Origin of the sequence: Paeniglutamicibacter terrestris, assembly GCF_012271785.1 — a bacterium.
Classification (GTDB): Bacteria; Actinomycetota; Actinomycetes; order Actinomycetales; family Micrococcaceae; genus Paeniglutamicibacter; species Paeniglutamicibacter terrestris.
The window spans coordinates 88585-114123 of sequence record NZ_JAAWVT010000007.1; the positions used below are offsets into that span (position 1 = coordinate 88585).

At 57.8% G+C, this 25539-nt stretch carries 23 protein-coding genes; 12 read left to right on the forward strand and 11 right to left on the reverse strand.

Annotation, left to right across the window (positions count from 1 at the left end):
• Positions 1 to 65 precede the first annotated feature (65 nt).
• Positions 66 to 1151, reverse strand: coding sequence for a transglycosylase SLT domain-containing protein (locus HED64_RS14140; RefSeq protein ID WP_168152662.1), 1086 nt, complete (start codon positions 1149 to 1151; stop codon positions 66 to 68).
• A 314-nt stretch (positions 1152 to 1465) separates the two neighbouring features.
• On the opposite strand from HED64_RS14140, the gene HED64_RS14145 reads away from it, so the two are divergent.
• The 8 genes from HED64_RS14145 to HED64_RS14180 all read left to right on the forward strand — a co-directional run bounded on the left by HED64_RS14145 (position 1466) and on the right by HED64_RS14180 (position 11064).
• Positions 1466 to 2449 carry a MinD/ParA family ATP-binding protein gene (locus HED64_RS14145; RefSeq protein WP_342590733.1) on the forward strand — a complete coding sequence of 328 codons (984 nt, stop codon included), beginning with the start codon at positions 1466 to 1468 and terminating at the stop codon, positions 2447 to 2449.
• Positions 2449 to 2787: a hypothetical protein gene (locus tag HED64_RS14150; RefSeq protein ID WP_168152663.1), complete on the forward strand. Its 339-nt coding sequence runs from the start codon at positions 2449 to 2451 to the stop codon at positions 2785 to 2787. The genes HED64_RS14145 and HED64_RS14150 overlap by 1 nt, the downstream gene beginning before the upstream one ends.
• A 2-nt stretch (positions 2788 to 2789) precedes the next feature.
• Positions 2790 to 3515 (forward strand): hypothetical protein, encoded by a 726-nt coding sequence (locus HED64_RS14155; protein ID WP_168152664.1) that lies wholly within the window; start codon positions 2790 to 2792, stop codon positions 3513 to 3515.
• Complete coding sequence (locus tag HED64_RS14160; RefSeq protein WP_168152665.1) at positions 3502 to 5583, forward strand: hypothetical protein; 2082 nt, start codon at positions 3502 to 3504, stop codon at positions 5581 to 5583. The genes HED64_RS14155 and HED64_RS14160 overlap by 14 nt, the downstream gene beginning before the upstream one ends.
• A gap of 2 nt (positions 5584 to 5585) precedes the next feature.
• A complete protein-coding gene (locus tag HED64_RS14165) occupies positions 5586 to 7112 on the forward strand; it encodes a hypothetical protein (RefSeq protein WP_168152666.1) in 1527 nt (508 codons plus the stop codon).
• A 254-nt stretch (positions 7113 to 7366) separates the two neighbouring features.
• Complete coding sequence (locus HED64_RS14170; protein ID WP_245326010.1) at positions 7367 to 8710, forward strand: ATP/GTP-binding protein; 1344 nt, start codon at positions 7367 to 7369, stop codon at positions 8708 to 8710.
• Entirely contained in the window at positions 8697 to 10487 is a 1791-nt protein-coding gene (locus tag HED64_RS14175; protein WP_168152668.1) for a type IV secretory system conjugative DNA transfer family protein, read from the forward strand. The genes HED64_RS14170 and HED64_RS14175 overlap by 14 nt, the downstream gene beginning before the upstream one ends.
• Complete coding sequence (locus HED64_RS14180) at positions 10417 to 11064, forward strand: hypothetical protein (RefSeq protein WP_168152669.1); 648 nt, start codon at positions 10417 to 10419, stop codon at positions 11062 to 11064. Before HED64_RS14175 ends, HED64_RS14180 begins: the two co-directional genes overlap by 71 nt.
• Before the next feature lie 517 nt (positions 11065 to 11581).
• Here the strand turns inward: HED64_RS14180 and HED64_RS14185 are convergent.
• From HED64_RS14185 to HED64_RS14220, 8 genes are all read right to left on the reverse strand, one after another.
• Positions 11582 to 12412, reverse strand: coding sequence for a hypothetical protein (locus tag HED64_RS14185; RefSeq protein WP_168152670.1), 831 nt, complete (start codon positions 12410 to 12412; stop codon positions 11582 to 11584).
• A gap of 2 nt (positions 12413 to 12414) precedes the next feature.
• Positions 12415 to 13116 carry an ABC transporter ATP-binding protein gene (locus HED64_RS14190; RefSeq protein WP_168152671.1) on the reverse strand — a complete coding sequence of 234 codons (702 nt, stop codon included), beginning with the start codon at positions 13114 to 13116 and terminating at the stop codon, positions 12415 to 12417.
• A gap of 4 nt (positions 13117 to 13120) precedes the next feature.
• Entirely contained in the window at positions 13121 to 15331 is a 2211-nt protein-coding gene (locus tag HED64_RS14195; protein WP_168152672.1) for a peptidase domain-containing ABC transporter, read from the reverse strand.
• Between the two features lie 379 nt (positions 15332 to 15710).
• Positions 15711 to 18962, reverse strand: coding sequence for a type 2 lanthipeptide synthetase LanM family protein (locus HED64_RS14200; RefSeq protein WP_168152673.1), 3252 nt, complete (start codon positions 18960 to 18962; stop codon positions 15711 to 15713).
• A 112-nt stretch (positions 18963 to 19074) separates the two neighbouring features.
• Positions 19075 to 19278: a hypothetical protein gene (locus tag HED64_RS14205; protein WP_168152608.1), complete on the reverse strand. Its 204-nt coding sequence runs from the start codon at positions 19276 to 19278 to the stop codon at positions 19075 to 19077.
• A gap of 410 nt (positions 19279 to 19688) precedes the next feature.
• On the reverse strand, positions 19689 to 20234 hold the full coding sequence (locus tag HED64_RS14210) for a hypothetical protein (RefSeq protein ID WP_168152674.1): 546 nt from the start codon (positions 20232 to 20234) through the stop codon (positions 19689 to 19691).
• 2 nt (positions 20235 to 20236) lie between these two features.
• A complete protein-coding gene (locus tag HED64_RS14215; protein ID WP_168152675.1) occupies positions 20237 to 20506 on the reverse strand; it encodes a hypothetical protein in 270 nt (89 codons plus the stop codon).
• A 32-nt stretch (positions 20507 to 20538) separates the two neighbouring features.
• Positions 20539 to 21069, reverse strand: a complete 531-nt coding sequence (locus tag HED64_RS14220) for a hypothetical protein (RefSeq protein ID WP_168152609.1) — start codon at positions 21067 to 21069, stop codon at positions 20539 to 20541.
• Positions 21070 to 21376: 307 nt separating this feature from the next.
• Between HED64_RS14220 and HED64_RS14225 the strand changes: the two genes are divergently transcribed.
• The 3 genes from HED64_RS14225 (at position 21377) to HED64_RS14235 (ending at position 23514) form a co-directional block, all read left to right on the forward strand.
• The gene (locus HED64_RS14225) at positions 21377 to 21550 is read left to right on the forward strand and encodes a hypothetical protein (protein WP_168152676.1); all 174 of its coding nucleotides are present in this window, start codon (positions 21377 to 21379) and stop codon (positions 21548 to 21550) included.
• A 513-nt stretch (positions 21551 to 22063) separates the two neighbouring features.
• Positions 22064 to 22942, forward strand: a complete 879-nt coding sequence (locus tag HED64_RS14230) for an arginase family protein (RefSeq protein ID WP_168152677.1) — start codon at positions 22064 to 22066, stop codon at positions 22940 to 22942.
• A 2-nt stretch (positions 22943 to 22944) separates the two neighbouring features.
• The gene (locus HED64_RS14235; protein ID WP_168152678.1) at positions 22945 to 23514 is read left to right on the forward strand and encodes a DUF459 domain-containing protein; all 570 of its coding nucleotides are present in this window, start codon (positions 22945 to 22947) and stop codon (positions 23512 to 23514) included.
• Positions 23515 to 23879: 365 nt separating this feature from the next.
• Here the strand turns inward: HED64_RS14235 and HED64_RS19695 are convergent, their stop codons facing one another.
• Together HED64_RS19695 and HED64_RS14245 are read right to left on the reverse strand one after the other, a co-directional pair.
• The gene (locus tag HED64_RS19695) at positions 23880 to 24239 is read right to left on the reverse strand and encodes a 4-fold beta flower protein (protein ID WP_210149734.1); all 360 of its coding nucleotides are present in this window, start codon (positions 24237 to 24239) and stop codon (positions 23880 to 23882) included.
• Positions 24240 to 24713: 474 nt separating this feature from the next.
• Entirely contained in the window at positions 24714 to 25133 is a 420-nt protein-coding gene (locus HED64_RS14245) for a LexA family protein (protein WP_168152679.1), read from the reverse strand.
• A 130-nt stretch (positions 25134 to 25263) separates the two neighbouring features.
• Here HED64_RS14245 and HED64_RS14250 point away from each other — a divergent pair, with 130 nt between their 5' ends.
• Positions 25264 to 25470, forward strand: coding sequence for a hypothetical protein (locus HED64_RS14250; RefSeq protein WP_168152680.1), 207 nt, complete (start codon positions 25264 to 25266; stop codon positions 25468 to 25470).
• The last annotated feature ends 69 nt before the right edge of the window (positions 25471 to 25539 follow it).

Genomic DNA, 25539 nt, shown 5'->3' on the forward strand with positions numbered 1-25539 from the left:
TTTGGGTGCACAGCCGACCAGCAAAGTAAGGGCTGCGCTAGTGAGTAGTGTGCGGCGTGTGATGGTCATAAGATGCCCTTTTGGATGAGTATCGGGGAGGGATCAATGGTGTCGGCGTGGATCATGTGTTGGTCGTTTGATTCGGGTTTGATCACCTGAAAGTGCAGGTGTGCCGCCGTCGAGTTCCCGGTGTTTCCTTCGATCCCGAGTGCCGTTCCGGTTTCGATTTCTTGTTGTGGGCGCACAAGCATGGAACCAACTGCGAAGTGGTGAAAGTCGAAGATGTAGCCGGGCTCCAGTAGACATCGGGCCATGATGCGGGATCCGTAGCCTCCGGCGAGTTCTTGGACGAGGGTGATGCGCAGCGGTGTGGGCGCGATGACAGTGGCTCCCCTGCCGGTGGTTCTCCCCTGGCCGGTGGAGAAATCCATTCCGTAGTGGAAGGTGGTCCAGGGGTTGCAGGATGCGCCGGCTGGGCAGGGGCGGGGGCCGAAGCCGCTGGTGAGCCGGCTGTGTGGCAACGGGTGGACCCATTTTCCCTCCCCCGGCCGCAATTCTAGGGGTCCGCTGCCGGCGCAGTCTGCGCTATAGACGCGCTGGGCGAGGTCGAAGATCTGGGAGACGTAGCTTTGCGTTTCTCGGAACGGTGGGATGCCCGAATATTTGAGCACGTTGCCCGGGCCGGCGTTGTAGGCCGCGAAGACTAATCTCAGCGGGTCCTTCCCCTTGATCCCGGCGATCGCCGCGCGCAAGTCATGCAGATAGCGTCCTTGGGCTCCAATACTTGCGATGGGGTCGAATGGATCGGCCCCATTGCCATACTGATCCCAGGTTTTGGGCATGAACTGGGCTAGCCCGCGGGCGCCGGCAATACTGACTGCCTCGGGGTTCCATCCGGACTCGGCGTCGATCTGCGCGGCTAGGTACTGTGCCGGGATCCCCGCCACTAGGGCCGCTGCTGCTAATGCTGGTACCCATTCGCGGTGTTTCACGGCTTCGATACGCAGTCCTTTGCCCGTGGGCGTGCATCTGGGACCGATCGTTCCGGGAGGTGGATCGTTGTTTGGTCCAGGGCCGAGGAACATGGGGATGGCCACGGCTCCGAGGGCGAGTCCTGCTCCCCCGCCGATGAGTGTTCTGCGACTGATCATTTGCGTTCACGTGCCTTCGCAAAAAAGTTTCATCTCGTTGACCTAGAGACTATCTCTAAGTTGGATGTTACTCTAGGGCCACGAGGCATAAGGAGGTCATCATGACCGTGGAACCTGACTGGCCGGGAACGGCTCGACGACGCACTGCGGCCGTGTCCGCACTCAAACCCCTCGCCGAACCACCTGAAAAACCACCCGACAACGAAACCCCCTTCTCAGACCAGCAATCCCCTGCCTCTGGCCCACCTTCGAATCCGCCGTCAGCCGGCTTGGTACGCGGACGCAGGAGCGCCGCGGTCCTCAAGGAAGAGAACGTGGATCAGCAGCTGCCAGCTGGGGATGGATGGCAACGCTGGGCAAGGACTTTCACCGCGGGGCTCTGGAAACCCGCCGCTGGCCGAAACGAAATAGAACGCCGTAATGACATCTCCACGATTCAGCGAGTGTTCCCGCGTCCCATGACCGTATTCGTCACCCAGCCCTTAGGCGGGGCAGGTAAAACGATGGTCAGCGTGGGGATCGGCTCCACTTTCGGGATCCACAGCACATTGGACACTTTGGTGTGGGATAACAACGAAACCATGGGTTCATTAGGGATCAGGACCAACTCCAACGGATCGCGCACCACCGTCTGCGACTTGCTCGAAGAACTACCTAGTCTCCAGGCCGAACACACCCGCAAGGGCGACTTGTCCTTCTACACCCGGCATCAAGGCAACAACCGCTTTGCGGCATTGATCTCCGATGAGGATCCCGAGCGGATGAAAATGATCGGGAACATCGAATTTAATGCCATCCGCACCGTGGTCGAACGCTTCTACAACGTCGTCGTCGTCGATTCCGGGAATAATACCCGCGCCGCCAACTGGCTCGCCGCCCTGGATGAAACCGACCAATTGGTCATTCCTGTGACGCTGAAGCAGAACTCGGTGGCTTCCATGCTGCGGATGATCGAGCAACTCGAATCCATGAGCGATCTAGACGGCACTCCCCGCTATGAGGAACTCTGCCGACGTGCTGTCATCGTGATCACCCCGGGGTCCCAGCGCACCCAAGCGGACCCAAAGGAACGCCGCCGGTTGCGTGAACTCGTCGCCGAGGCTGTCGGAAACCGTGGACATCTTTTGGATATTCCCTTTGACCCTGCCCTAGATACCGGTGCCATCATCGATTGGCAATTGGTCAGCGACGACACCCGCAGGGCCTTTGAACGCGTGTGCGCGCGCATCGCCGAGGGCCTCTACCTCTGGGCGCTGGATGAGAAGAAAAACCCGGCTTTGAAAGGAACACAAGGCTGATGAACACCCACCCAAGATTCACGGAACTTCTTCAAGGGCCCTTGGCTGCGGGTTCGAACCCCTTAGACGGGGTCACCCCCAACTTGGAGCTCTTGGGAGTTCGGTTCTCCAACATGGTCACCCTCGTCTTGGGCGCCATCTGGGCCGTAGCACTGGCGGTCATCGCCGCTGCCTTCCTTTGGAACCTTGCCAAGTGGGGCTTGGCCGGGCAACGCGGCAACGTCGATGACGTCGAGGACGGCTCTGCCGGCGCGAAACGTTCGGCAATCGCGTTCTTTGGAACGGCAATCGCCGGGATCATCCTCGGGGCTCTGCTGGCTGTGGCGGGGATGCTGTAACGATGAGCCGCAAGCGTGTCCTCGTCATCACCATCCTGGTGCTGCTGGTCGTCTCCGTTGTGACGGCAAGTTTCTTGTTATCAGGAAAACGCGCCAGCGATCCGAACGAAGGCGCTTCCTTGGGAACGAACTCTGAAGGATTCGAGATCTCTCCGGTGAGAGCTGGCGAGGGCGGCACCGCGATGGGTCCCGACGGAGTGACTCCCATCGGGTATCCACCGACGTGTGAGGGCGCCTACGCAGCAGCCATCAACTACCGCAAGACGGAACAAACCGCAGACAAGAACTGGAAGAAAACGCAAGAAACACTTGATTTTATCTATACGGAGCCTGCTGCAGACTCCTTATCGCAACTCATGCAAGCGAATGGTGAGAACGACTATCTGTCGTCTGATGTGAAAGCACTCGGAATCTTCAAGCCGTTGAGTTGTGAGGCAGGAAAGAACGCCCATGTTGTGGTTTCGGACGTGACGGTGTTCAAGAACTTTCCTGAAACAGAGCCATATGTCCTGCTCCAGGCCGGACCAACTGAACTCGTATGGAAGGACAACGACTGGAAACGTATCCCCGTTTACAACGGTGATGTGACAGAAACACTCAGCCTTAACCTGCAGATGAATGCTGCTCCGAAGATCACCCAAGAGATTATCGATGCGCTGTTTACCGCAGATGATGGTCACGCGATCAGTCGCGATGGGTGGCTGGTGATCAACAATGCGACACGCTAAATTCCTCAAAGGACTATGCCTGCTGTTATTCGCCGTCTTTACTGTCCACCTGGCGATCGCACCCATGGCCTCGGCAGCCGACGGTATCCCGTCCACTATGACCCCGGATCAATGGAAGAGATTTCAAAAACTGGAACCGTCGCAGAAACTCGAAATCCGTGATTCCATCATCAACGAAAACGCGAAGGAACGGTGTGGAGACGCACTCTTCTACACGTTGCTCCTCAAAGGCAGCGGATGCGAAGACATGGTGAAGGACGCCTTCGCCCTTGTGTGGCCCACAGCGGAACACGCTCTTGGAGTTGAGAAGATTCCCATTGGCGTCTGCCCTGCTTTACGACGAGTCGGCATGAATATCGCTGCCTACACCCAATGTCTGGCCAACACCTATATCACTGCGCTTAAGATCGCTGGAGGCCCACTAGTAAAGATCGCTCTTCAGCAGACACCGACCGGCCGGTTGGTCCTCGGACTTACCGAGGGCGGAATCACCATGGTGAAGTTCATTGCCGATCCGAAGTCGGAGCTTGAAAGCATGGCCAACACGGCCAAAGCAGAAAGCGTGAATTCCACCCAAAAGGTCCTTGAACAGATCACAACAACATCTTCCTTCGATGCCGGGGACGAGGGTTTCCGGAGTATGTGGGCGACTTTTGCAGGTGTCGGACTAGTACTCATGGGCCTAATGATTTTTGCCCTGCACCATTCATACAGCCGCGGGGAAATGTCCGACGACACCTACCAAAACGCCCTCATGTACTACGCGCCGGGCGGAGCAATCCTAGCGATTTGGGGGCCTCCGTTGATCCACCAACTCGGTGTTTGGTCCTCAGGCCTCGCTGCAGGCACGGGGGCGTTCGCTGGTTCCCAAGTCACCGACTTCATTGCTGTCATCGCACGTTTCGGCGCTCTGGAATCCACCGATTGGTTCGGGCCCCTGATCGCGTTGCTCTTCTTTGGCCTGTTGTTGCTGGGTTCCTGGGGTGTGTTGATCTACCTGGCCATGGTTCCCTTCCTGCAGGCCTCGGCTGCGCTTGCCCTAGCGTTGTTGGTCGGCATGTTCATCCACCCCCGGACCAAGCCCTATGCGCTCAAGATCGGCGCCACCGTTCTGGGGCTGATGTTCCTCAAACCGGTCCTCTACTTGCTCTTGGGCGGCATCTTTTGGATCCTCGCCAATCAAGAAGTTCTCACCACCGGTGCAGACAACGTCCTGTCCACTGCGGTCAGTCTCGCTGTTACAGCCATGGTTCTGATCGCCGTGTTGTTTGCTCCTGCTGCGATCTTCAGGCTGATGCCCGCGATGCCGTCCAGTAATTTCCAGTTCGGAGGAGGTCCCAATGTTGCTGGAGCTGCGCTGGTTGCAGGGGCCGGGGCAGCGGTGTCGCGCGCCATCTCCACTAAGCGCGGAGGAGCCGCGTCCTCCGGCCGCCCGGGAAGCAGTGGCTCGTGGGGTCCTCGAACCGGCCCGACAAGTTCCGGTGATGCCGGAGGTGGGCCGGGTCCCGGAGCCGGTCCCCCGGCCTCACCGCCCACGCCCGGCCCCATGCCTACACCTCAGCAAGGACGACTCGCCATGGCCGGAGGCGGAAGCCACACCAGCGATAACAGCGCTGGGAGGACCAGTAGCACTCCGGATCCCACGGGATCTCAGCATCAGGGGACCGGCGGGGCACCCGGTGACAAGACGACGACGCCGCGGCAGCAGCAGCAGCAGCCGAACCTGCCCGCAGGCGGGAATCCTTCCGGTGGGAAGACTCCCGTGTCCTCGGCTGGCCCGGTGCCCGGTCTCGGGACCACCCCTGTGAGGGGCGCAACCCCTGGAAATGCGTCGGCAGGACCTCAGAGTGGAGCAGCAACCGGACCGGCCAACCACGTTACCGGCACCCCGGGCAGCAAGATACGTTCGGTCGGCAGCACCTTGGGTGCCGCGGTGGGCTCTGTGGCCCGTGCCTCGGTGACCCCGATTCAGGCCGGTGCCGTAGGTGCTTTGCATGCTGGGCGGGAAGGTGCTCGACGCGCGCGCGAAGCCTCTGATGCCATGATCCCCAAGAGCTGGGGTGAGTGATCATGTCGCGAAGTGTCATCCTCGGCGGGGAAATTCGCGCACGCGACGCCGGAGGACGCAACGTCTACGAATGGGCCCTCACCCTAGCCAGTCTGCTGCTAGCACTGATCATTGGGCTCGCCGGAGGAGACAACTTCGGATTCTTCTTCCTCGCCGTTCTGATAGGTGTCACCGGAGTAGCGATGAACTCACCGGCTTCCATCTGGGGCGGGCGCAGCCCCGCCGGGCTGCTGGTCGAACGCGCCTATTGCGTCTACCGTCGGCACACAGGACGAAACGTCTTCGACCCCGAACTCCCAGGCTCCGGATCGCAGCCGGCTACGAAACCCACCAGGACCAAGAAAGAAATCCCAGATAACGCCCCACTGATGGTTGGGGACGTGCGAATCACCGAAGTTCCCTTTTCGCTCCGCGATCAAGCCACGATTTTTCGTCAGCAAGCCGGAGGCCCCTCCTTCTACACGATCATTTTGGAGGTCCAAGGCGCGGCCAGTGGCGTCCAGGAAGAAGACTTCGAAGACGCATCCCATATCGGGTGGGGCCAAGTGCTGGCGCGCTGTGCCCGGCGTACCTCCCCGGTCAGCCATGTCCAGTCTTTCGCCCGCTCTGTACCCTCGGATATTACCGATCACACCCAATGGCTATCGGCCTACATCTCCCCCGATGCCAACGACGAAGTACTGCGCTCCTACCAAGACCTCTGTCTGGAAGCCGATTCAAGGGCCGAACAACACCGCTCCTACGTGGTGCTGAGATTCAATTCCTCCGTAGTGCTGGGACGGATGGGCACGGCCCACGGCGGCGGACTGGAAGGGATCTATCGGGCCATCGTCAATGAATCACGGGCCGTGATGGAACTGGCAGTCTCGCTCAACGCCATCACCGCCTTCCGACCACTCGATAACTCCTTGGTGGCTTCTCTCTTCGCCCACTGCCAAGACCCCTACACGTACGCCATCGATGACTATGAGGGCGCCTCCATCGAGACCGTCTGGCAGTACCTTGACGCCAACGCCTCCACACACGGGATACAGGTCAACGGGAAAGGCTTCACCCGGGTCGGATATATCCCTCGAGACGGGTTCGAAGTCGGGGACCTTCCGGTCCAAACACTGAAGCATTTGGTCTCGGGGATCTATCCTCCGGTGATTCACTCGGTGTCCTGGATCAATGCGCTCGAAGACAGCCAACAAGCGCGCGTGAAGGCTCGGAGGCACCGGACCAGGGACTACGCAAAGAAACGTGAACGCGCCAAAAAGCACACGATCTCCGATGGCACGGACGAGGTGATGCTCGGTGCCTCCGAGCAGCGGGCCTCGGACTTAATGCCCGGCCAAGGCCATCACGGGGCGATGTGGGCCGCGTATCTGGGCTATACGGTGGAGCGGGAGGACCAGCTCGAATCGGTCGCCACGCATTTGGAAGCGGCAGCCTCGAATGCCGGGGTGCGACACATCGAATGGTTGGATCTCAAGCAGGACTTGGCCTTGGCCGTTGTCCTTCCTCTGGGACGGGGAATACGTTCATGAGCCTGACCCAGAACAAACGACGAGGCGCCAAACACCAAGACCAAGACCAAGGACTTGCCAAAGTCAGTAGACCACGGCGCGGTGCTCGCCGAAATGACCAGCCACGCGGCGCCACCGACCAGATGCCCACGCCTCAACAGGGCAGCGTGCCCTCGAAGACGACGGCGGTCGGCGCGACGGCTGCAGGCCGGTTCCGACGCAGCAAAAGATCCGGAATCGCAGAAAATCAGAGCATTGCCAGTGGGGAGAATAGTTTGCGGTGGCACGCCCACCGTCGGCTATCCACCGGCTCCAAGCTTGGGCTCTATGACCCGGCCCCGCCCGGTGCGCTGTCCTCGACCCGGCAGATGGAGGCCAGCCTGCTGGCCGTTGCGGCTCCCCCGACCAACCACAAGGGACTGATCTTCGGCCTAGACACTAGTACCGGCTGGATCATTAGCCACGACCCGTTCTTCGCCTACGGACATACTGTCCAGAACCCCAACGTTTGCTATATCGGGGACCTTGGATCCGGGAAAAGCTCCGCCATGAAAACCTGGGGACTGCTCCGTCCCTTGATCTTGGGCCGCGACGTCGTCGTCCTGGACAAAAAACTTCAGAAGAACACGGGGGAAGGAGAATACGCTCCCCTATCCAGGCATCTGGGCCGAGAACCGATCATCTTCAGGATTGGCGGCGGCGGATCCTGCATCAACATCCTTGATCCTCGGATCGGGACGGGGGATCACGACGAGCAAAACACTGGCTCTCCGGCCGGGCAATCCATGTTGCTGCGGGCCGTCACCGAAGAAGCCCTCGGCCGGGCTTTGTCCCCGTTTGAAGGCAAGGCGTTACGGACCGCACACCGCCGAGCCCTCCACACCGCCACCGAGCAGGGATATGTGGCAACGATCAGCCATGTACTGGAGGCCTTGCTGCACCCGGACGAACAGGACGCGACCGAGGTAGAGGTCCCTCGCGCCGAGCTACGCGGTTGGGGCTTAGAGATCGCTTTTGAACTTGAACGGCTGATCAGTGACGATTTGGCCGGGCTCATCGACGGAGAGACCTCCCCCGATGTGCAGCTCGGTGAAGGCCTAACGGTGTTCGATGTGTCCAACCTTCCCGAATCGGGTCCAGCCCTGGCGATCGTGATGACGCTGGTGAACACGTGGCTGGCGAACATGCTGCACCGTCGTACCCAAACCCGTCCCACGCACTTGTTGGTTGAGGAAGCGTGGCATCTGGTGCACGGCACGGTCGCCGAAGTGATCGCCCGGAACCTCAAGCTCTCGCGCGCTCTGGGCTTATCCAGCCATTTCGCGTTCCACCACATCAGCGATGTCCCCGAAGGATCCACCGCCCGGGCCATCATCAAGGAATGCGACACCATCTTCATTTACCAGCAGAAGAAACCGGCCGATGCCCGGGCGGTGTTGGAAATGTATGACCTGCCGGCCTCCAGTTACCTAGACATTCTGAAAATGCCCACGGGTAGCTGTCTGCTGAAGATCGGCAGTGAGGTGCCGATCAGGGCCAGGCACCTGCGCAGCCCCAGTGAGGTCACGCTCACCGACACCGATGCAGCAATGAAGCAGGTGCAACATGCCCGCAACTAATCCGCGCGGCACTGCACTGGGCCCGCTGCTGATGCTGGTCCTGCTTCTTACCGTCCCCTACCTAGCGTTGAACCTCGGCGAGGCGCTAACCCCCACGGGCTCGGCCATCACCTGGAACATCCCGAACCTTGGCGCGGCCATCGTGCAGGGCCAGGTTTCCTGGCCGTTCGCCTCCACATTCATCGCAGTCGGATTGTTCATCGCCATGGTCTTTGCGGCGGCGGTCCTCGTTGAAGGCAGCAAGAACTTGCGGACCAAGAACAGCGGCCAGGGTCCTTCAGCCGGAACCTTGCGAGTCCTGTCCCTTCGCCATGCTGCCAAATATGCACGCAAGGGCCTGCGGGTCCCACCCGGGACCAAAGACAAGGACCTCGTGGTGTCCATGGCGACAACAAGCCAGCGCAGGAAACCGCTCTACATGCAGTTCGAGGATTCCTGCTGGGTCTACGCCCCCACCCGTGCTGGCAAGACCCTCACCATTGTCGCCCCAGGAATTCTCAGCGCTCCGGGTCCGGTCTTGGCGACTTCCACCAAGGTCGATGTCCTCACCCACACCGCAGTCCCCCGTCTGGAAACAGGCCAGGTATTTGCCTTTGATCTGGAACAAATCAGCGGCTGGCCCCACCAGGTCTTCTGGAATCCGGTGCACGGATGCCAGAAAGACACCGAGGCACTGGCCCGCGGCAAGGCCTGGGCACGGGCCACCTCCAAGGGAAACGTGAAAAACGGTGACTGGTTCGCCGACCAGGCCGCTGCCGTCCTCGGCCGGCTTCTGCACGCCGCCGCGTTGGAGAGCAAAGACCTGCGTGATGTCATGCGCTGGGCATCGGACTTCAGCGACGCGGAACCGGTGGAAATTTTGCGCCGCAACGGAGCCCCAGAATCTTTCATCGCCCGATTAGTGGACCTGCGCACCTCGCGTGCCGGGGAGGCAGTGGATGGCATCAAGATGACCCTCCAAGGACTCTTCGAACCTCTAGCATCCGAGCGTGTCCTTGCCCAATTAATTCCCGGAAATCAAAGTACCTTTGATGCCGAAGAATTCCTGAACGGACAAAACACCCTCTATGTCATTGCCGACGGGGAAGCCTCCCCGCTAGCACCACTGGTAACGATGTTTACCGACTTCGTGTTCCGCACCGCCAGACACCTGTCCCAGCAACGCGCCGGGGGCAGGCTTTGGCCAGTGTTCACCATGTTCTTAGATGAGGCACCGAATGTGGCCGCCATTCAGGACATGCCGGCGGTGCTCTCAGATTCCGGGGGACGCGGCATCCGGGTGCTGGGCTTCTCATCATCCTTCGCCCAAAACGAGGCTCGTTGGGGTCTTGAAGCGGCCAAGGCCATCCAGGAGACCGCGAACGTCATCATCCTGATGCCCGGACTCAAGCGCGAAGCGCTGAAAGACTACGCGGCCGAAATGAGTACTAAGCAGAAGCAACGCCGCAGCCATTCCACCGGCCGCAACGGAGGCTCCACGACCACCAGTGTCGAAGATGTACAGGTCATGACGCCTGAGGAGATCAAGCACCTGCGTGTCGGGGAAGCATTGGTGGTGTATCGGAACCTGCCGCCCTTCGTAGGGCGGATGCACCCCTTGTGGGAGCGCAAAGACTGGAAGCACCTCAAGGAACAAAGCCGCCAAGCAGAATTGATGTGCGGGAAGTTCTTCGTCGATGAAGACCTGGGGGCGGAGGTGCAGAGCCATGGATACGGAAGATTCATCGGACGGATCGGGAACCGGATCGGAGAACGTCTCGCCCGCCGCGGAAGCTAAGGGCACCATCGAAGAAGTTGTCCTAGACCATGACAACAAGCTCGAGTATCTGCACACGATGATGCAGGACCAGCAGAAAACGCTGGCAGCACTAGTCAAACATCTAGAACGGCCGAACAGCTCCCCTGATTTTCAGGATCCTTCGCCGTGGAATCTAAAGGACGGGACCGAAATACAGCGGCGCAAGATCCTAGGCCAGCTCAACGATTGGATTAGTTGGTACAACGACAACTACCCCGGAGTCGAGGAACACGTGATCCCTCCGTGCTGGTTCCTTCACCGCGCCGTCGTTCAGGAATTGGTGGCCGTGTTCGTGGCCTGGCAGGCTGCCTACTGTGGGTTGGAGGAGCCCGATGATGCGCCGGCGTATTGGCATGAGCGGATCCTTCATCCCACCATCGCACGGCTCTCGAGGGACAAAGCTGCTGGATGGGGCAACTGCCTGGGCGCCCATCGGGAACCTCATGCCCCAGACTTTGACGGCCCCGAGCAGCCCGCATTTGAAGCGTGGCTCGACGCGTTGTCGGCTCGGGCCAAACCGGTCAGCCAAAGTGTAAAAAACCTTAGCTTTGGCTGACCGGTGACGAAAAATTCAGCGTCCATTATCCCTTGTGCCAGGTTCAGAATGACATCCAGAGACTTGGGTCTTGGCAAGTCGCCCTATTATCAAATTTGACTGCAACCACGGCACCTAGTCTGGAGTATCCCATGTAAAGATTGTGACAATTCAGCAGAACGGTCAGAGACCACAACAGGCACAAACACTGGTATCACTTCAAAAATGCCATCATGATTCTTGAATTCTGCTAAGAATCAAACCTTGGGCCTAGAGCAGCGGGCTACTCCATCCTGCGAGCTCGCCGCCTCGCAACGATGATCCAGACCACTGAAGCGACGAGGACCACCGCCCCGGCCGATGTCATGAACGGGGTGACTCTCGGTACTCCAACGAACAGCCAATTGACTGCACCCAGAACCATTAGAACGGTACCGACCATCAGAAGAAACTGAAACAAGTACCTCATGCATTCACCCCGCTGGACGAAAAATGTCGTATGCGCTTCGATATGACATCGTGTCCTTCACTCCGGACCTCACACGGTAAGCGCACGGCGCCGGACTCCAATGACGTAACCGATGACAATCAACACAACCGCGTAGGCCCCCAAAACCGCCATTGCCGGACCAACCTGGAGTGCTTCCCCACCCAGCCCGCCCATTGCGCTGTCGCTTCCTGTAGCATCCACTGGCCAGACTATGGCCCAATTAGCCGATCCGGGCAAGAATTTGCCGATAGTAGCAAAATCGGTATTTTCGTTGCTGAACGAGGTTAGCATTGGTTCCAGGAACAAGGTGAACAACAGAACGATAACGACGGCGGCCACCTGGTTTCGCACGATGAGTCCGAGACCAAAGCCGATCAGGCCCCATACCGCGAAAGTGACTACTGTCCGGGCTCCGATGGCCCATTGTGCCGCAGTAATAGATTCGGATGTGAATGATGGTTCACTTGACATCAAGGCATAGACAATTGCGAAACTCACTGCAACGCCGACAACAGCGGTGACCAAGGAAATCACCACGACGGTCCCAATCTTTGCCACTGTGACCATCGCCCGCGACTTGAAGAAGATCAGTGTCTTTGCGAACAGACCATTCGACTGGTCGGCCGTAGCAACCAGAACGCCCACCAAGAACGTTCCGAAGTACGCCGATCTCCCCGTTGATGAGTACAGATAGTAACGGACCAGATCCTCGAATTCCTCGGGTGTACGAGAGGGAACACCGTATTCCACCTGTGACATCATTCCTGACCCGGTGCCGAAGGAAATTAGTCCTGCAAACAGAACACATAGAATCATGATGCCGGGGATGACCGGCGTCCCCACCGTTTTTTGAATCTCAAACTTCAATGCAGCAACCATCGTCACTTGCCCTCCCTCGCGAAACGCAGGTATGCCTGCTCCAATGATTGTCCGGAGCGCAGATCGTCCACGTCTCCTCTAAAAGCGACTGCTCCATCCCGGAGCAGGACCACATCCTGTACGAACTGTTCAGCTTCGTTCAGCATGTGGGACGAAACTAATACAGTGGCCCCCCGTTCCGCTACTTCGATCAGGAGGTCACGGAGCCATTGAATTCCCTCCGGGTCAAGTCCATTCATCGGTTCATCCAAGAGAACATAGTTCGGCGAACCAATGAGCATCTCCGCCAAGCCCAGCCTCTGACGCATTCCAAGCGAGTACGTGCGGATTCTCCGCTTCGAAGCCCCCTGCAACCCAACTTTCTCGATGGCCTGATTAATCTCACCTGAATCGGCACCAACGGCATCAGCCACCATACGTAAATGCCCAATTCCTCGACGCCAACCATCTTGACCTTTCTTTTCGAACAGCGCGCATACGCCTCCTTTGCCTCGAGGCAGGGAAGCGAGCGGTTGTCCGCCGAAAGTAATCTCGGCCCCTGAAACCGGGATAAGGCCAAGCATGGAACTGAGAGTGGTTGTCTTCCCAGCACCATTCGGCCCGAGGAACCCAGTGATCCTGCCCGGAGCCGCAGTAAAGGCCACGTCCTTTAGGACATCCCTGCCACCGAGTCGCTGGTTTAAGCCGCTAACCTTGATACCCATTCTTTCAATCTCCCTTGAAGGCAATATGGATTCCGGAAGATTCCCGGAATGCTGAGGTTTCTTTTTCCGGTTCGAGGGCATCGAAGTGGCCATCGGCCAAAACCGATGCAGTGTCCTCTTCAGCCGCTTCGTTACGGAACTCTAGGTATTCCAATACCGACATGGTGGAGAGACCGCCACCTGCCTCATCAAGCCTAAATACAACGTCTGCGTTTTTTATTGTGGACAGCCGGTGCGCAATAACCACCTTGGTCATGTTGAGCTTGCTGAGCTGCTCTGTGACATCCTTTTCCGTTTGCTCGTCCAAGTGGCTCGTTGCCTCATCTAGAACCAGCAGGGAAGGCCGTCCCACAATTGCACGGGCAATGGCTAGTCTCTGGAGCTGGCCCCCCGAAAGGCCCTTCCCCGATTCACCCAACGGCGTGTCAAGCCCCATGGGCAATGTCTTCAGGAGCTCTGTCAGTCCTGCCATCGCGCAGGCCTCCAGCATGTCGTCCCGAGTGATCCATTCGCGTCCGAAGGCGATGTTGTCCCCTAGGCTGCCGCTGATTCCTGAGACGGTCTGCGTGACCAAGCCGACGCGCGATCGAACGCTGTGCAAATCGACTTGAGTACTATCGAACCCTTGGTATCGAATCGTGCCCACCTTTGTTGGCAGCAACCCGAGGATGGTCTTCGCCAGTGTGCTCTTCCCGGCCCCAGACGGGCCGACTATGGCCGCGGTCTGTCCCGCAAGCAAAGAGAAAGAAGCGCCCTCGATAACCGGTTTTTCGCCGTCGTAGGCGATAGTCACGTCCACAAATTCAACTTGTCCCTGGAAATCGATAGCCTCGCCTCCGCCCATGGCCTCGGGAGCTTCGTCGGTAATGTCTTGGAGCCGCGCGGTGTGTACACCGACCGTCTGTAGGCTCTGCAGAGCAATCCCGATATTTTGAACTGGACCGATAGCCGTACCTGCCAGCGTCCCTGCAGCCAAAAGCTGACCAATGGTCATTTCCCCCATGCTAAAAAGGAAAACTCCCATGCACAGAAGTGCTAAGGGCACGAAGAGTGAAAAGGCTTGGAAGACCGCATAGAGAACATTCTCGAGCCGCTCACGCTGTACCGACCACCGAACACTCTCGAGGTAACGAGCCTCGTACCGTTCTTGGGATTCCGTTTCCAGTCCCAACGACTTAATCGTCTCGATACCCTCGATCGATTCCAATAGAATCGACTGGCTCTCAGCCATCTTCTGGAGTTCTTTGTCGGCTAGGCGCTTTGATAAACCCAAGGTAAACAGGACGATGCCACCGAAAATGAAGAGAAGCGCCAAGACTGCCAGTAGATAGAAAACGTGGTAAGAAGCCAGGACCATCCCGTAGAACAACAGCAACATCCCGTCCATGAAGAGCGGAAACAGTCGTCCGCTAACGGCATCTCGGATCGTTGACGCAGACGAGAACCTTACTAACAAATCGCCGCTTGACCGGTTCATGAAGTACGAGAAAGGCAGCTTGAGTAGGTGTCGGAACATCCTCAACATCATGGCAACATCAATTGATTTCTCAAGCCAGAGGATCATTTCCGACCGCGCCAGCACAAGCAGAAAATGAAAGAGAGCAACGCCGACAAATAGCAATGCCAAAGGGAGCACCGCGTTCTCAAGCCCAAAGGGAACTAGATGGTCAACCACGACCTGAGTTGTCAGAGCTGGCAACAGGGCCAGCATTGAAACAAGTCCAGCTAAAACGGGAAGGCCAAACATCCACGATGTATTGTGCGGGAGGTACTTGACTACAAACGGCAGCAGACCGCCCTGCTTGGTCCGCCTTCGCTTAAACTCTTCCCCGGGGCTAACTGTCATGAGAACGCCACTGAAGCTGGCGGCGAACTCCTCAGCATCGACCACAATCTCCCCGACGGCGGGGTCGATAACTTCGACTCTTCCGCGGCGTATCCGGCTTATGACAACGTAGTGAGAGTTTTCCCAGAACGCAATCGCCGGCACTGGGAAGTCTGAGAGTTGAGCAGAGGAGTTCACGCCGAACAGCTTGACGTCGAAGCCCTGACGAGTTGCAATAGAGCGCATCTGGGCGAGATTAAGACCTGAGCGTCCCGGCGCGGCAAACTGCCGCATTTCTTGAATGGTCGTCTCGTAGCCGTAGTGCGACATAAGGGTGGATAACGCGGCAAGGCCGCATTCAGTTTCAGTCGATTGCAATACTGTTCTCATAGACTGCCACCTCCATTGCCTAAGAATGAGTGGACGGTTTTCCACAGCGTGCTTTGTTCATTGACTTCAATTGGCGTGTTGACTTGAAGCCGCGGCCCGGGACACGGAGAGACCGTGACTTGATTCCCGGATCGAATAGTGTCAGCACCGAGAATCTGAATCACCCGCAGAGGAACCTGATTCGTTTCCGTGGGTTGAATGACGCACGATTCGCCCGCATGACTTTTAACGGTTCCAGACCATGTGGCCGAATACGGAACGGATACGGCTGCCCAGAAGATACCCGCAACAAGAACCACTCCAGCCATGCTCGGCCACCACCTCGGACGGATGGTCGGAACCAGTTCGCTCGCCTCGACATCGATATTCGTTGTCATGCTCATGCCGTGTGAACGACCTTGCTACGCGGTACCGCAAGGCCAAAGGACAGAGCTTCCCAAGTGACCGACTGGTTATTTCCCATCAGCCGGCGGAGTCCCCAAGACACCCCACTCAGTCCCATGAAGAGGTCGGGGATGGGGGCTCCTGGGAGTCCACCAAGACGTGGCCCTCGAGAGCAGATGGAGCTGATCGATGCCTCGACGGTCCGATCCAGCCGCTCGTGGGTCCCACGTTGCAAGAATCCGGCCTCCGCTAGCATTTTGAGAATCACGAGGTTACCTAGTCGACCATGGCACAAGCAGTCGCCGAGGAAGTCAGCGCCAGTGGACAGGAGGCTTCCATCGATCTCATCGAGGATCGCTTTTGAGACTGGGTCAAAGATCCTTCCATATTCCTGTTGCCGGGCTTCGTCCAAAGAGTTCCAGGAAAGCGCCCTGGCCAAGAGAGCTCCGGGCGAACCGTGGCACCAAGCGCGCATGGACGCGGCAGGCTCCAGTCCATCACGCAGGTCGGGCCAGTTAAGAGTATTCGCGTCGAAAAGGGAGTCATCAAAGTCAAGAGCGGCCCGCCCAAGAAGGAGCGCTTCGCGGTCCCCGGTCTCACGCGCACCCGCCAATAGGTAAGTAGCAATTCCTGCAGCACCATGTGAGAACCCGCCAAGAAGTTGACCAGTCTCAGGATCGCGCCACCCGATGCCTTGTGCAGCTTCTTCTGCATGTACCTTCAGGTGGCGCGTAGCCTTGGTTATCAGGGCTTGGAGTCGATCGTCGTCAACAATGCCTCTAACTGCAAGAGCAGTAGCGATCGATCCAGCGCTGCCGGACATGACGTCGTACGTCTTATCTTCGTCGATGAGATGGATAAGTAGTTCGACCACATCCCGAGCCGCACCTTCTACATCAATGTCGCGTCGCAGTCCTGGGACTGTGGCTAGGCAGGCCGCCCAACCAGCCAGACTGGATGCTGCACCAACATCCATTGCTCTCAATGCAGCCCCATCGCCAGCAAGGCCGGCGTGTACTATCGCTTCCATGGGGCGCATCGACCGGAGCAGGAGGTCGTGGTGAAGGGATACTTCGCTGGACCCCTCACTCTGAAGTGCTTGATCCGCGAGTAGCATCCCGGCACGACCGTTATAAGTTTCGAAGCCGACGGGGGCCACCGTCCAATGCGCGGCCGAGGCTGCGATTAAGGTCGTGCTAGCTAGGGTCTCTTCAACTTCCCTAAATCCTGCGACAGCCCTCCCCATGATCGATCTTGCCGGGCCATTTGCGGTCTCGGAGGAAGTCAGCCTCCCTAAGGTGTCTATGTTGCGAATAGGTGCACCAATAGATGCAAAGCTCTGCTCAATCACTCGTTTCTGATATTCCACGTGGGCGGCGTCCAAGACATCGACCAGTCTCGTGGCAAGGCGCTCACGGATTGTCGGTGCGCCAGCTACTTCTCCGTCCCATGGGGACGCGTCATCCAGAGAACAGCTGATGTGCGGAATATCCCCTACCAGCAACGAACGGTACTCGGAACGGATGAGTTCAAGTCGGCCTGGGGCATTAACGTAGCCGTTCCAAGCTTTGGCTAAGACAACATCGCGTGCCGTACCAAACTGCAGGAAAAACGGGTGAAATGATTCCGAGAGGAGTTTAGCGTAGACCATGGTCGGTCGAGGAATATATCGCAGTTGCGCCCGGTCGAAATAGTCGACAACATCATCCGGTCCGGACGCTAGCGCCACCTGAGTTCGGCATGCAGATGCGGCGGCAAGAAAGCCTTCGAGGAACTCTTCGCCGTGGATTCGCAATAATGGTTCGCCGGGTCCTCCGTCGTCGTCGATCAAGGCCTCGATGATCCGCGGCAGTCCCGCTTCGTCAGTGCTAAGTGTTGGGACGACCATGGGCGTCCTTTGCCCAGCAGAGTAGCCCACCACGCTGATGTCCGTCGCTTCAATTCCTCCGTCTGGGCTTCTGGATACGATCTTGCCTGGGACAATCCCTGCAACTGCAACCGAATCCATCAGCACACGAAAGGCCGGGTCTGCATTCTCATCGAGTGGTTGGGTCGCCTGTCGCGCGTCAACGCGAACAACTGTTTCCAAATCGACAGGGCAGGCACGCCCGCCCGCAAACCGAACGTTTTCGTGGTGGAAGTCATTTCCCCCGAGAATATTGATGACTGCGGATAGTGCGCCCAATGTCCGGGCTGCTCCGGCGGCATCTTCAGCCTCTAGCGGATCGTCCTTGATATGTTCATGCCACGACCAACTTCCTCGGTCGATGACGTGGGGCACAGCGAAGCTAAGTGGACCGACATCACCAAAGAGCCGGTCACGCAAATTCTGAAGTGCGATTTCGTTCGTCCCACCTCGCGGTTTATACACGAGTACGCCATACCGGGTTGTAACCACAATGACGCTTCGACCTTCCAGATGGGAGTCACCAGCACCTATCGAAATATCGATGACGTCAGGACCCTTCGGGAGCTCTCCTTCCGGATGATCGGAAAAGTCAAGGAACTTTTCTTCTTCTAGTACCGGCAGATCGAGCATTAGATGCTTTACGAACTCCAATAGCCGCGCCTGCCAGAAAAGTAGCCGAGTCACCACCAACCGAGTGAGAACCGGATACTTCCAAGTCAAGTTTTCTTCGAAGCGCTCCTGAGCGATGAGTTCGCCGAATGTCGCCGATGAATCTTCGTTGCCAGCCTGGTTATGCAATTCTTGAACCAAGGTCCGGGTCGTTAGATTCTGCACGTCCTCCAACGGCGGAAGGTCAAGCAGTGCAACTGCCACTGCATGGACGAGGCGATTTTGCCTACTACTTGGGCCCGGCAGGAGTAATTCCATGGACTCACGCAGTTCGTCAACAGCTCCTTGAACGAGCGTCTGATAGGGCATAGTCGACGAGGAATCCCGAATATTTGCTCGGCGCCACCATCGCTGGCGCGTAGCCTCCCATTCGGGTGGGGCGACCACGCCCGAAAGGTCACCATCGATTTCGGCCAGAGTCAGTGCCTTGCTGAGATCCATTGGATCCATCTGCAAAATCTCCGAGACCACTTCGATCCCTTCAGCCCAGACTTTGGTTTGGGACCAAAGGCCTAGCGTTTCAGGGCTCTCGGGCCTGATACCGGTGAAATCACCAGCTACTCCATCGAGATCTACAAGTTCCCGCGTCGTCAAGGCCCTCCACCACGGGAACGCCCTCTGCTCCGTCTCCGGATCAACTACGCTTCCCGTTTGCTCATCTACCAGCATTTCTTTCCGCTCCTCAACAACCCGTATTCACTCAGTTATGGCCGCTTGGGGCCGGACGACGTCCGGCCCGGCCTCGTCTTTCGTAACGATGCCGGGCCGGACTGACTTTGGCTCAGACGCAGCTGGGCGTGTTGCAGACCAATCCGCACTTCGTCCACGATGAGTACCAAGGCAGGCACCAGCAGCAGCCGAGTGTCTTCATCGTTTGACTACCGCGTGCAGCCGAGGCGATACCTTCAACCGATCCGTCGTCAAGGTCACTCAGATCAACGAATCCAGCCGGATCAAACTTTTCCATGGTGGCAGTAATTTTCATTTATTTCCCCTAAAGAAATTTAAAGACTACGAGACGGACAAATTCTGACTCTAGGTGTTAGGCCCATTTGCCGCAGCAACCACGAGTGCCGAGTTGACAGGAGCCGAACAGCAGCGTGTTCCCGTCCCACTCCCACCAGTTGCCACCAGCCAAGGCCTGGGCCTCTGCCGAGTCCGCCGAAATTTCGTACAACGGGTCACCCGACAGATCAACACGACCCGCCGGACTTCCAGTTCTTTTCTTATCCATTTCATTTCCCTTCAAAAAAACTGAACGAATATCATGAATTTCAACGATTATCGCTGCATTCCATGACGTCAACGAGTCCAGTATTGTCGAAAGGCAAGGGTTAATCAATCAATTTTAGTCAACGTTGGTTGCATATGTGCGCAACCTATATTGACGTGCGCCTACAAGCCTCCTTGGTCCTTAACATAAAAAACGTCCGGAAATCGAACCGCAGCAACTTCCCATTCCCGGGAGCTTTTTTGTTCAACTCGCCGCAGCGAAAGCATTGAATCGCGCCGCACCGACCACTTTCGGTCCGTCATTTCGACAGAGTGTTCACCATGCCTAGAAGCTCTCAGTTTCCACCCGAGTAGTCCTGCGGCTTCAAGGATGTTCACTTCGTCACCTCTAGTCGTGGGACCGAGCATTACCCTCGCACTGTCACTTGACAGCTTCAGACCTTCCTTGCCAAACCTCTGCTGCATGGCTTGCCGGGAGATGCCCATTGCATCACCGAGCAGACTCCATGGCACCCCTTGTGCGCGAGCCGCTTGAACCGCGTCCTGCTGCAAGCGGAGTATCTCCGCCCGCATGGAGTCAAGTACCACGACCGATCTAACTAGTTGCGAGGCGTCGAGCCCTTGGGACTCGTCCGGGTTCTCAATTCCCAGGCGCTGCAAGCCAATGCGCGCCAATATCGCCGCCAGCGATTCGTCATTCGTGGCCATGATCAGTTCTCATCCGAAGGCTTCCAGGAAGTGCCATCCGCAGCGTGGAGGCTGGAACTCCGCCTGTCGATTAGGAAGCAAGCGATCCATGCAAGGACTGCAATCAAGAATGCGACACTAGCCGGGGCGAGAATCAGCACCGGTAGCGGCATGCCAACCAACAGGCTTAGAAGTAGAACAACAGCCAGACCAATCGTGATCCATTTGGCGATACGCCTGTAGAGGTCCAACTTACGTTGCTGCGCATTTATGTTTTTCTCGTTTTCAATCATGTGTCAATGATCCCTTGACACAAGTATCGGTGTCAACCATCAATGAGACGACGTACAAGAAAACAATCAGGAAACCGGATGCTGGAGACGCTCCATCCATCACCGTCAGGTGGGGACGGTGAGAATACAAAGCGACGACTCAATTCCCATTGTCCATTCGTCGTCCGCCTCAACAGGTGGTGCCCATGGAACGATTGCGTGGGAATCCAGCCTTCCAGAGCCGAGGCACCAAGCTCCAAAACTTCATCTCGGCGAGTAACGGGCCCCAAACGACGCAGACCTTCGGCGCCCCCGCCCTCACCGCTGGTTGAGTACTTCTTTTGGACGGCCTGGCGAGTAACTCCCATGGCTTCTCCGATTTGAGACCAAGGGCTCCCATGCCACCGAGCAGATTTAACAAGCTGGCGTTCCATCCGCTCACAGTGCATCTTGACGACCGTCAACGCTTCCAACGTCTCCAGGGTCAGGGCTTTATCGCACGATCCTTCATGATCTTCATCGTCGCCATATGCCTTCCAAGCGAGCTTTAGAATCTCCAGATCAAGCTGTTTCTCCGTGTACATGTCTTTCGACGCCTGTCATGGCGTCGGCCTCCGTTCGAAAACCTTCATTGCCAACTTCTAACGATCTCATCTACGATCGCCATACGAGCCGACTCAGGATTAACATATCAAACACAGGAACTAAATAATAACTAGTCAGATGTTTGGAGTGTCATCGACCGGTGTCATATATCGGAGTGTGGATCCACCGGGGTTGCCGCGCAATCGTAATCAGATAAAGTCCGCGACCCCATCCTCAATGCAGTAAGAATCCGGCAGATCGCGCACCGACTCCACGGCGGACTTTGATCATTTTTGGCCATCGGCCTTGCAGGCAGCAATCCGCCTGCTGACCGAGCTGTCCGAGGCACGTGGAGAGCACGTGGCACGGTTGTGGTTTAACAGCTCGTGCCTCTGGCTGGATGAGGACTTCCAGGTGAAGGCCATCATTGAAGACCGGTACAAGGAGACCCGGGCAGCGGCCAACGCCATGCTCCCCTGAGGATTATCGGGTTGAACACGCGCTTCTGCGAAGGGACCTGACTTGCCGTCATCAAAGATCCGGTCGCCTAGTACCGGATTTCCAGCGCCACAAGACCCTGAACCTCGAAACGCCACAACGATGGACTACAGGGTGTCTACTGGATCCGCTGGTGCACAATTGCGCGGAGGCACCAATGGCCACCATCGGTTGAACTACCCGCGCTTTACACCAATTTGATGTCAAAGCGTTTGGCGACCACGTTGAAGTCCGGATCGAAAAAGTGAATTCCCGCCCGGGACGACTCATCACAGGGTCCTGTGCCATTCCCAGATCTGTCCGCACCCCCAAAATGCCCAGTAAAGGTTCCGCTTGCGGACTGCGACCCATGTTCTAGACCATGGGTCATTCATGGACGACATCCTCGGGAAATATCGGCCGTCACTTGCGTACTCACGAATTCAGTCAGCATCGGACACTGCCTTAGCATGAGAATAACCGAACCTGGTAGCAACAGATGAGTTGGGGATCGAAGTGACCGATTGGGACCTTCAGCTGGTGGTGCCGTTATGGCAAGGCAGCGGCGAGCCTGGAATTGCGCAGGGCTCCACTCGTTTGGCCGAGATGCTCTCTCCATCGACCGTGCGACACATCGTCGAACCGGACTTTGGAACACGCGATACGCACGCGAACAACGAGGACAACTCCTTGATCGAAAGCCACGATGCCGTCGAGACCCATCTGATCGCGGCCTCGAATGTCTTGCGGGCTCTTATGCCGAGCAGCCTACTAACCCTGGGCGGGGACTGCACCATGGAAGTGGCCTCAGTGTCGCACATGGCCTTAATCCACCCGGACCTGCACGTGGTGTGGATCGATGCCCACGCCGATTTGAACACGCCGGAATCCAGCCCCAGCGGACAAGCACACGGCATGCCACTGCGCACCCTCTTCGGCGAGGGCCACCCGGATTTGGTCCCGTCCACCACCCTGTCTCCACAACGATGCGCGCTCCTGGGCACCCGCTCCATGGACCCTCCCGAGCAGGCATTCATTGCCGCACACGAGCTGCCAGTAATCAACCCCGAGCAACTGCAAAACGAACCGGACCTCCTGGAAGAACTTCTGGTCCGGTGGCTGCCCGACGGTGCACCGCTCTACGTGCACCTGGATCTGGATGTTCTGGACCCCACAGTGTGGCCAGCGGTGGCTGTTCCCGAGCCCGGTGGGCTGGGCATCGCTACCTTGGTCGCGGTGATCAACAAGCTTCGGACCCGGGGCAACCTTGTGGGTGTAGGTATCACTGAATACGTGCCCGGAGTGGACCACAACCCGTCAACACTCTGGCCAGTGCTGGACGCGTTGGGCATCACCGTCCAAGGCCGCAACAACAATGCAGCCCAGGAGGGATGAGCATGGTTCAGGCGAATGCCGCTGATATCGAGGAGCAGTCGGACCCGGATGTGCGAGTCTGCTTTATCGGTGACTCCTTCGTGGCCGGAGTCGGGGACGCCCGACGCCTGGGCTGGGCCGGACGCTTGGCAGCGCGAAGCCATGCACAAGGACACGCGCTGACCGCCTACAACCTGGGCATTAGACGAGACACCAGCGCCGACATCCTCCGCCGCTTCCGGGCGGAATGCACGCCCAGGCTTCCTGCCGGAAGCCATGCGGGTGTGGTGTTGTCTTTCGGCGTCAACGACACCATGTTTGAATCCGGTGCATCACGGGTCGCAGCCGAAGCGTCGGTATCCCATTTGCGTGAGCTTTTGACGCAGTTCGGCAAGTCGGGGTGGCCTGTCCTGATGGTCGGTCCGCCAGCGGTCGATGACGATGCGCACAGCGAACGGGTCGTTGTCCTGGATGCCTTGTTGGAGGCTGAATGCGCTCGTCAGTCCGTTCCGTACGTGAGTGTCGTGAGTCAGATGCAGGTCCATGATGTTTGGCGGCGCGAGGTGCGCGAGGGCGATGGGGCTCATCCATGAGCAGGGGGCTATGACGCCTTGACCACGCTGCTTCGGCCCGCTTGGGACAGCTGGCTTTCTGCACTGAGGGCCGGCCAGGCCAGCGTCTAGAGACGGCGGGTCTACAACGGCTTCCTTGCGAGGACCGGAGCAAATACCGCCCTGCTGCATCCGAATCGCTGCGGAGAACTGACGTGTAGCATCCGCTGCCCCCAAGCATTCATACCGTCTCAGTGAGCGTTCGTCTGACGGAATTATGAAGGCCGTGCAGACGGGTGCTGAAATTTGTGCAGGCGACTTCTGAAAATGACATTTTGACCGGCGGGGGAATATCCCGGTTCCTTGGAAATGGAACGAAAGGATCTAGGGGCAGATCGACGCGACTGCTACTTGCTTGGCATCCAGTCGTTCCATTCTTGTGTGGACCAGCCGCCGGATCGCCCGGGCTTACCCGGTGTCCCCGGGATGCCAGGCCGTCCAGGACGGCCGCCGATCCCCGGCCTGCCTGGCACACCGCTGAGTCCTGGGCGAGGGATGGAGGCGGAGATGTCGCGCGTCATCCCGATGGCACGGTTCTGGGAGTCCCAGAAGACACCCTGTTCGAACCAACCAAGGTGGTACCCCTTCTGGTAGCTGATCACACTACTGCCGTTAACAAAACCTCGGTGCGCTCCGCCCAGGTCCAAGATGTCTTTGCCGTAAAGCCAAGCAACGACAGCGCCGTTCTTGTTGAATATCGGGTCCATGACTTTTAGCTCCTGCAGTTATTGGGGTCGATGGTGTTGTACTCAAGAGTAGCCACTGCATCTGAAAACCTGCACGCAGTCACACCCCTGGAAGTGGGATGTAGTGAAACGAAATCGTCATTTATGCCGTGCAGTATCGCTGCGGGCCGGACATGGGGAGCTTAAGAATTAGAAGTTGCTCGGGATCTTGAGCAATTATTTGCTTTTGGCCCGCGTGCTAAGGGATCTTGCTGGAGATATTTTCAGAGGTCCGTCTCGGGCTCGGTGACTTGGTGGTGCCAGGCGGTCAGGGAACCTCAGATCATGGGTTACCTGGTTGTGGCCAGGGAGTGAGATGGATCTGCTGATTGTCAGAGGGCCGATATAGAGTCCTAGATCGTATGGAAATGGTCAACCGCCCCCCAGAGGTTCCCCTTCCGGTCATGAAAGGGCTGCTGATGGGCCAGCTCAGCGGAATGGCAGGAATAGCACCATTTAGAGTCTGTGGAGGCATGTTTCTGCCACTGCCCAGATTTCCAGTGAAGCAAGTTCACCGACGCTGATGTCTGGATACTCCGGATTCTCCGCCTGCAGCACGATCCCTGACGGAGTCATCCGGAGGCGTTTGACCGTCATTTCACCATCAAGGACAGCGATCACCACCGAGCCGTCAATGGGTTTGCGAGCACGGTTCACGATCAGTTCATCGCCATCAGCGATCCCTGCCCCCTCCATGGATGATCCGGATACACGAACGACAAAGGTGCTGGTGGTGTCATGAATGAGGTGCTCGCTCAAATTGAGTGTGCCGTCGAAATAGTCCTGCGCCGGACTGGGATATCCTGCCGCCACAGCAGTGAGTGCTACCTGTACGACGGAGTCTGCGCGGTACAGCCGAATAGAAGAAATTTTCACATTAACCACATCCTGAAGATTTAATTAGAACATTAGTCTCAATCCAAGGGTAGGCGTTTCCCAGACAATTTGATCGCGGAGCCCGCATCCCCTTCGTCCGATTCCGGCTATACGCGTCTATCCTTGGGGAATGACCAGCGAATCCATGGCGGCACGTAGGCTTCGCGAGATCCATGAATTGCGACTCACGCTCAAACAGCAGCTTGCCGCAAGCAATCCGGAATCAAGCGATCACGTCGATCTTCAGCGGCAACTTGATGGGCTCGATTCAGACGCCGATGACGCCGAGTCAATCCGTGCCGCTGAGCTGCGCCGGCGGTTCAAAACTGGTCACTGACCGAACCCGGAACGCTTGCAGATAAGGACCCCGCCAAGCCCGGCTGCGATCATTGCCACTATTGACGAT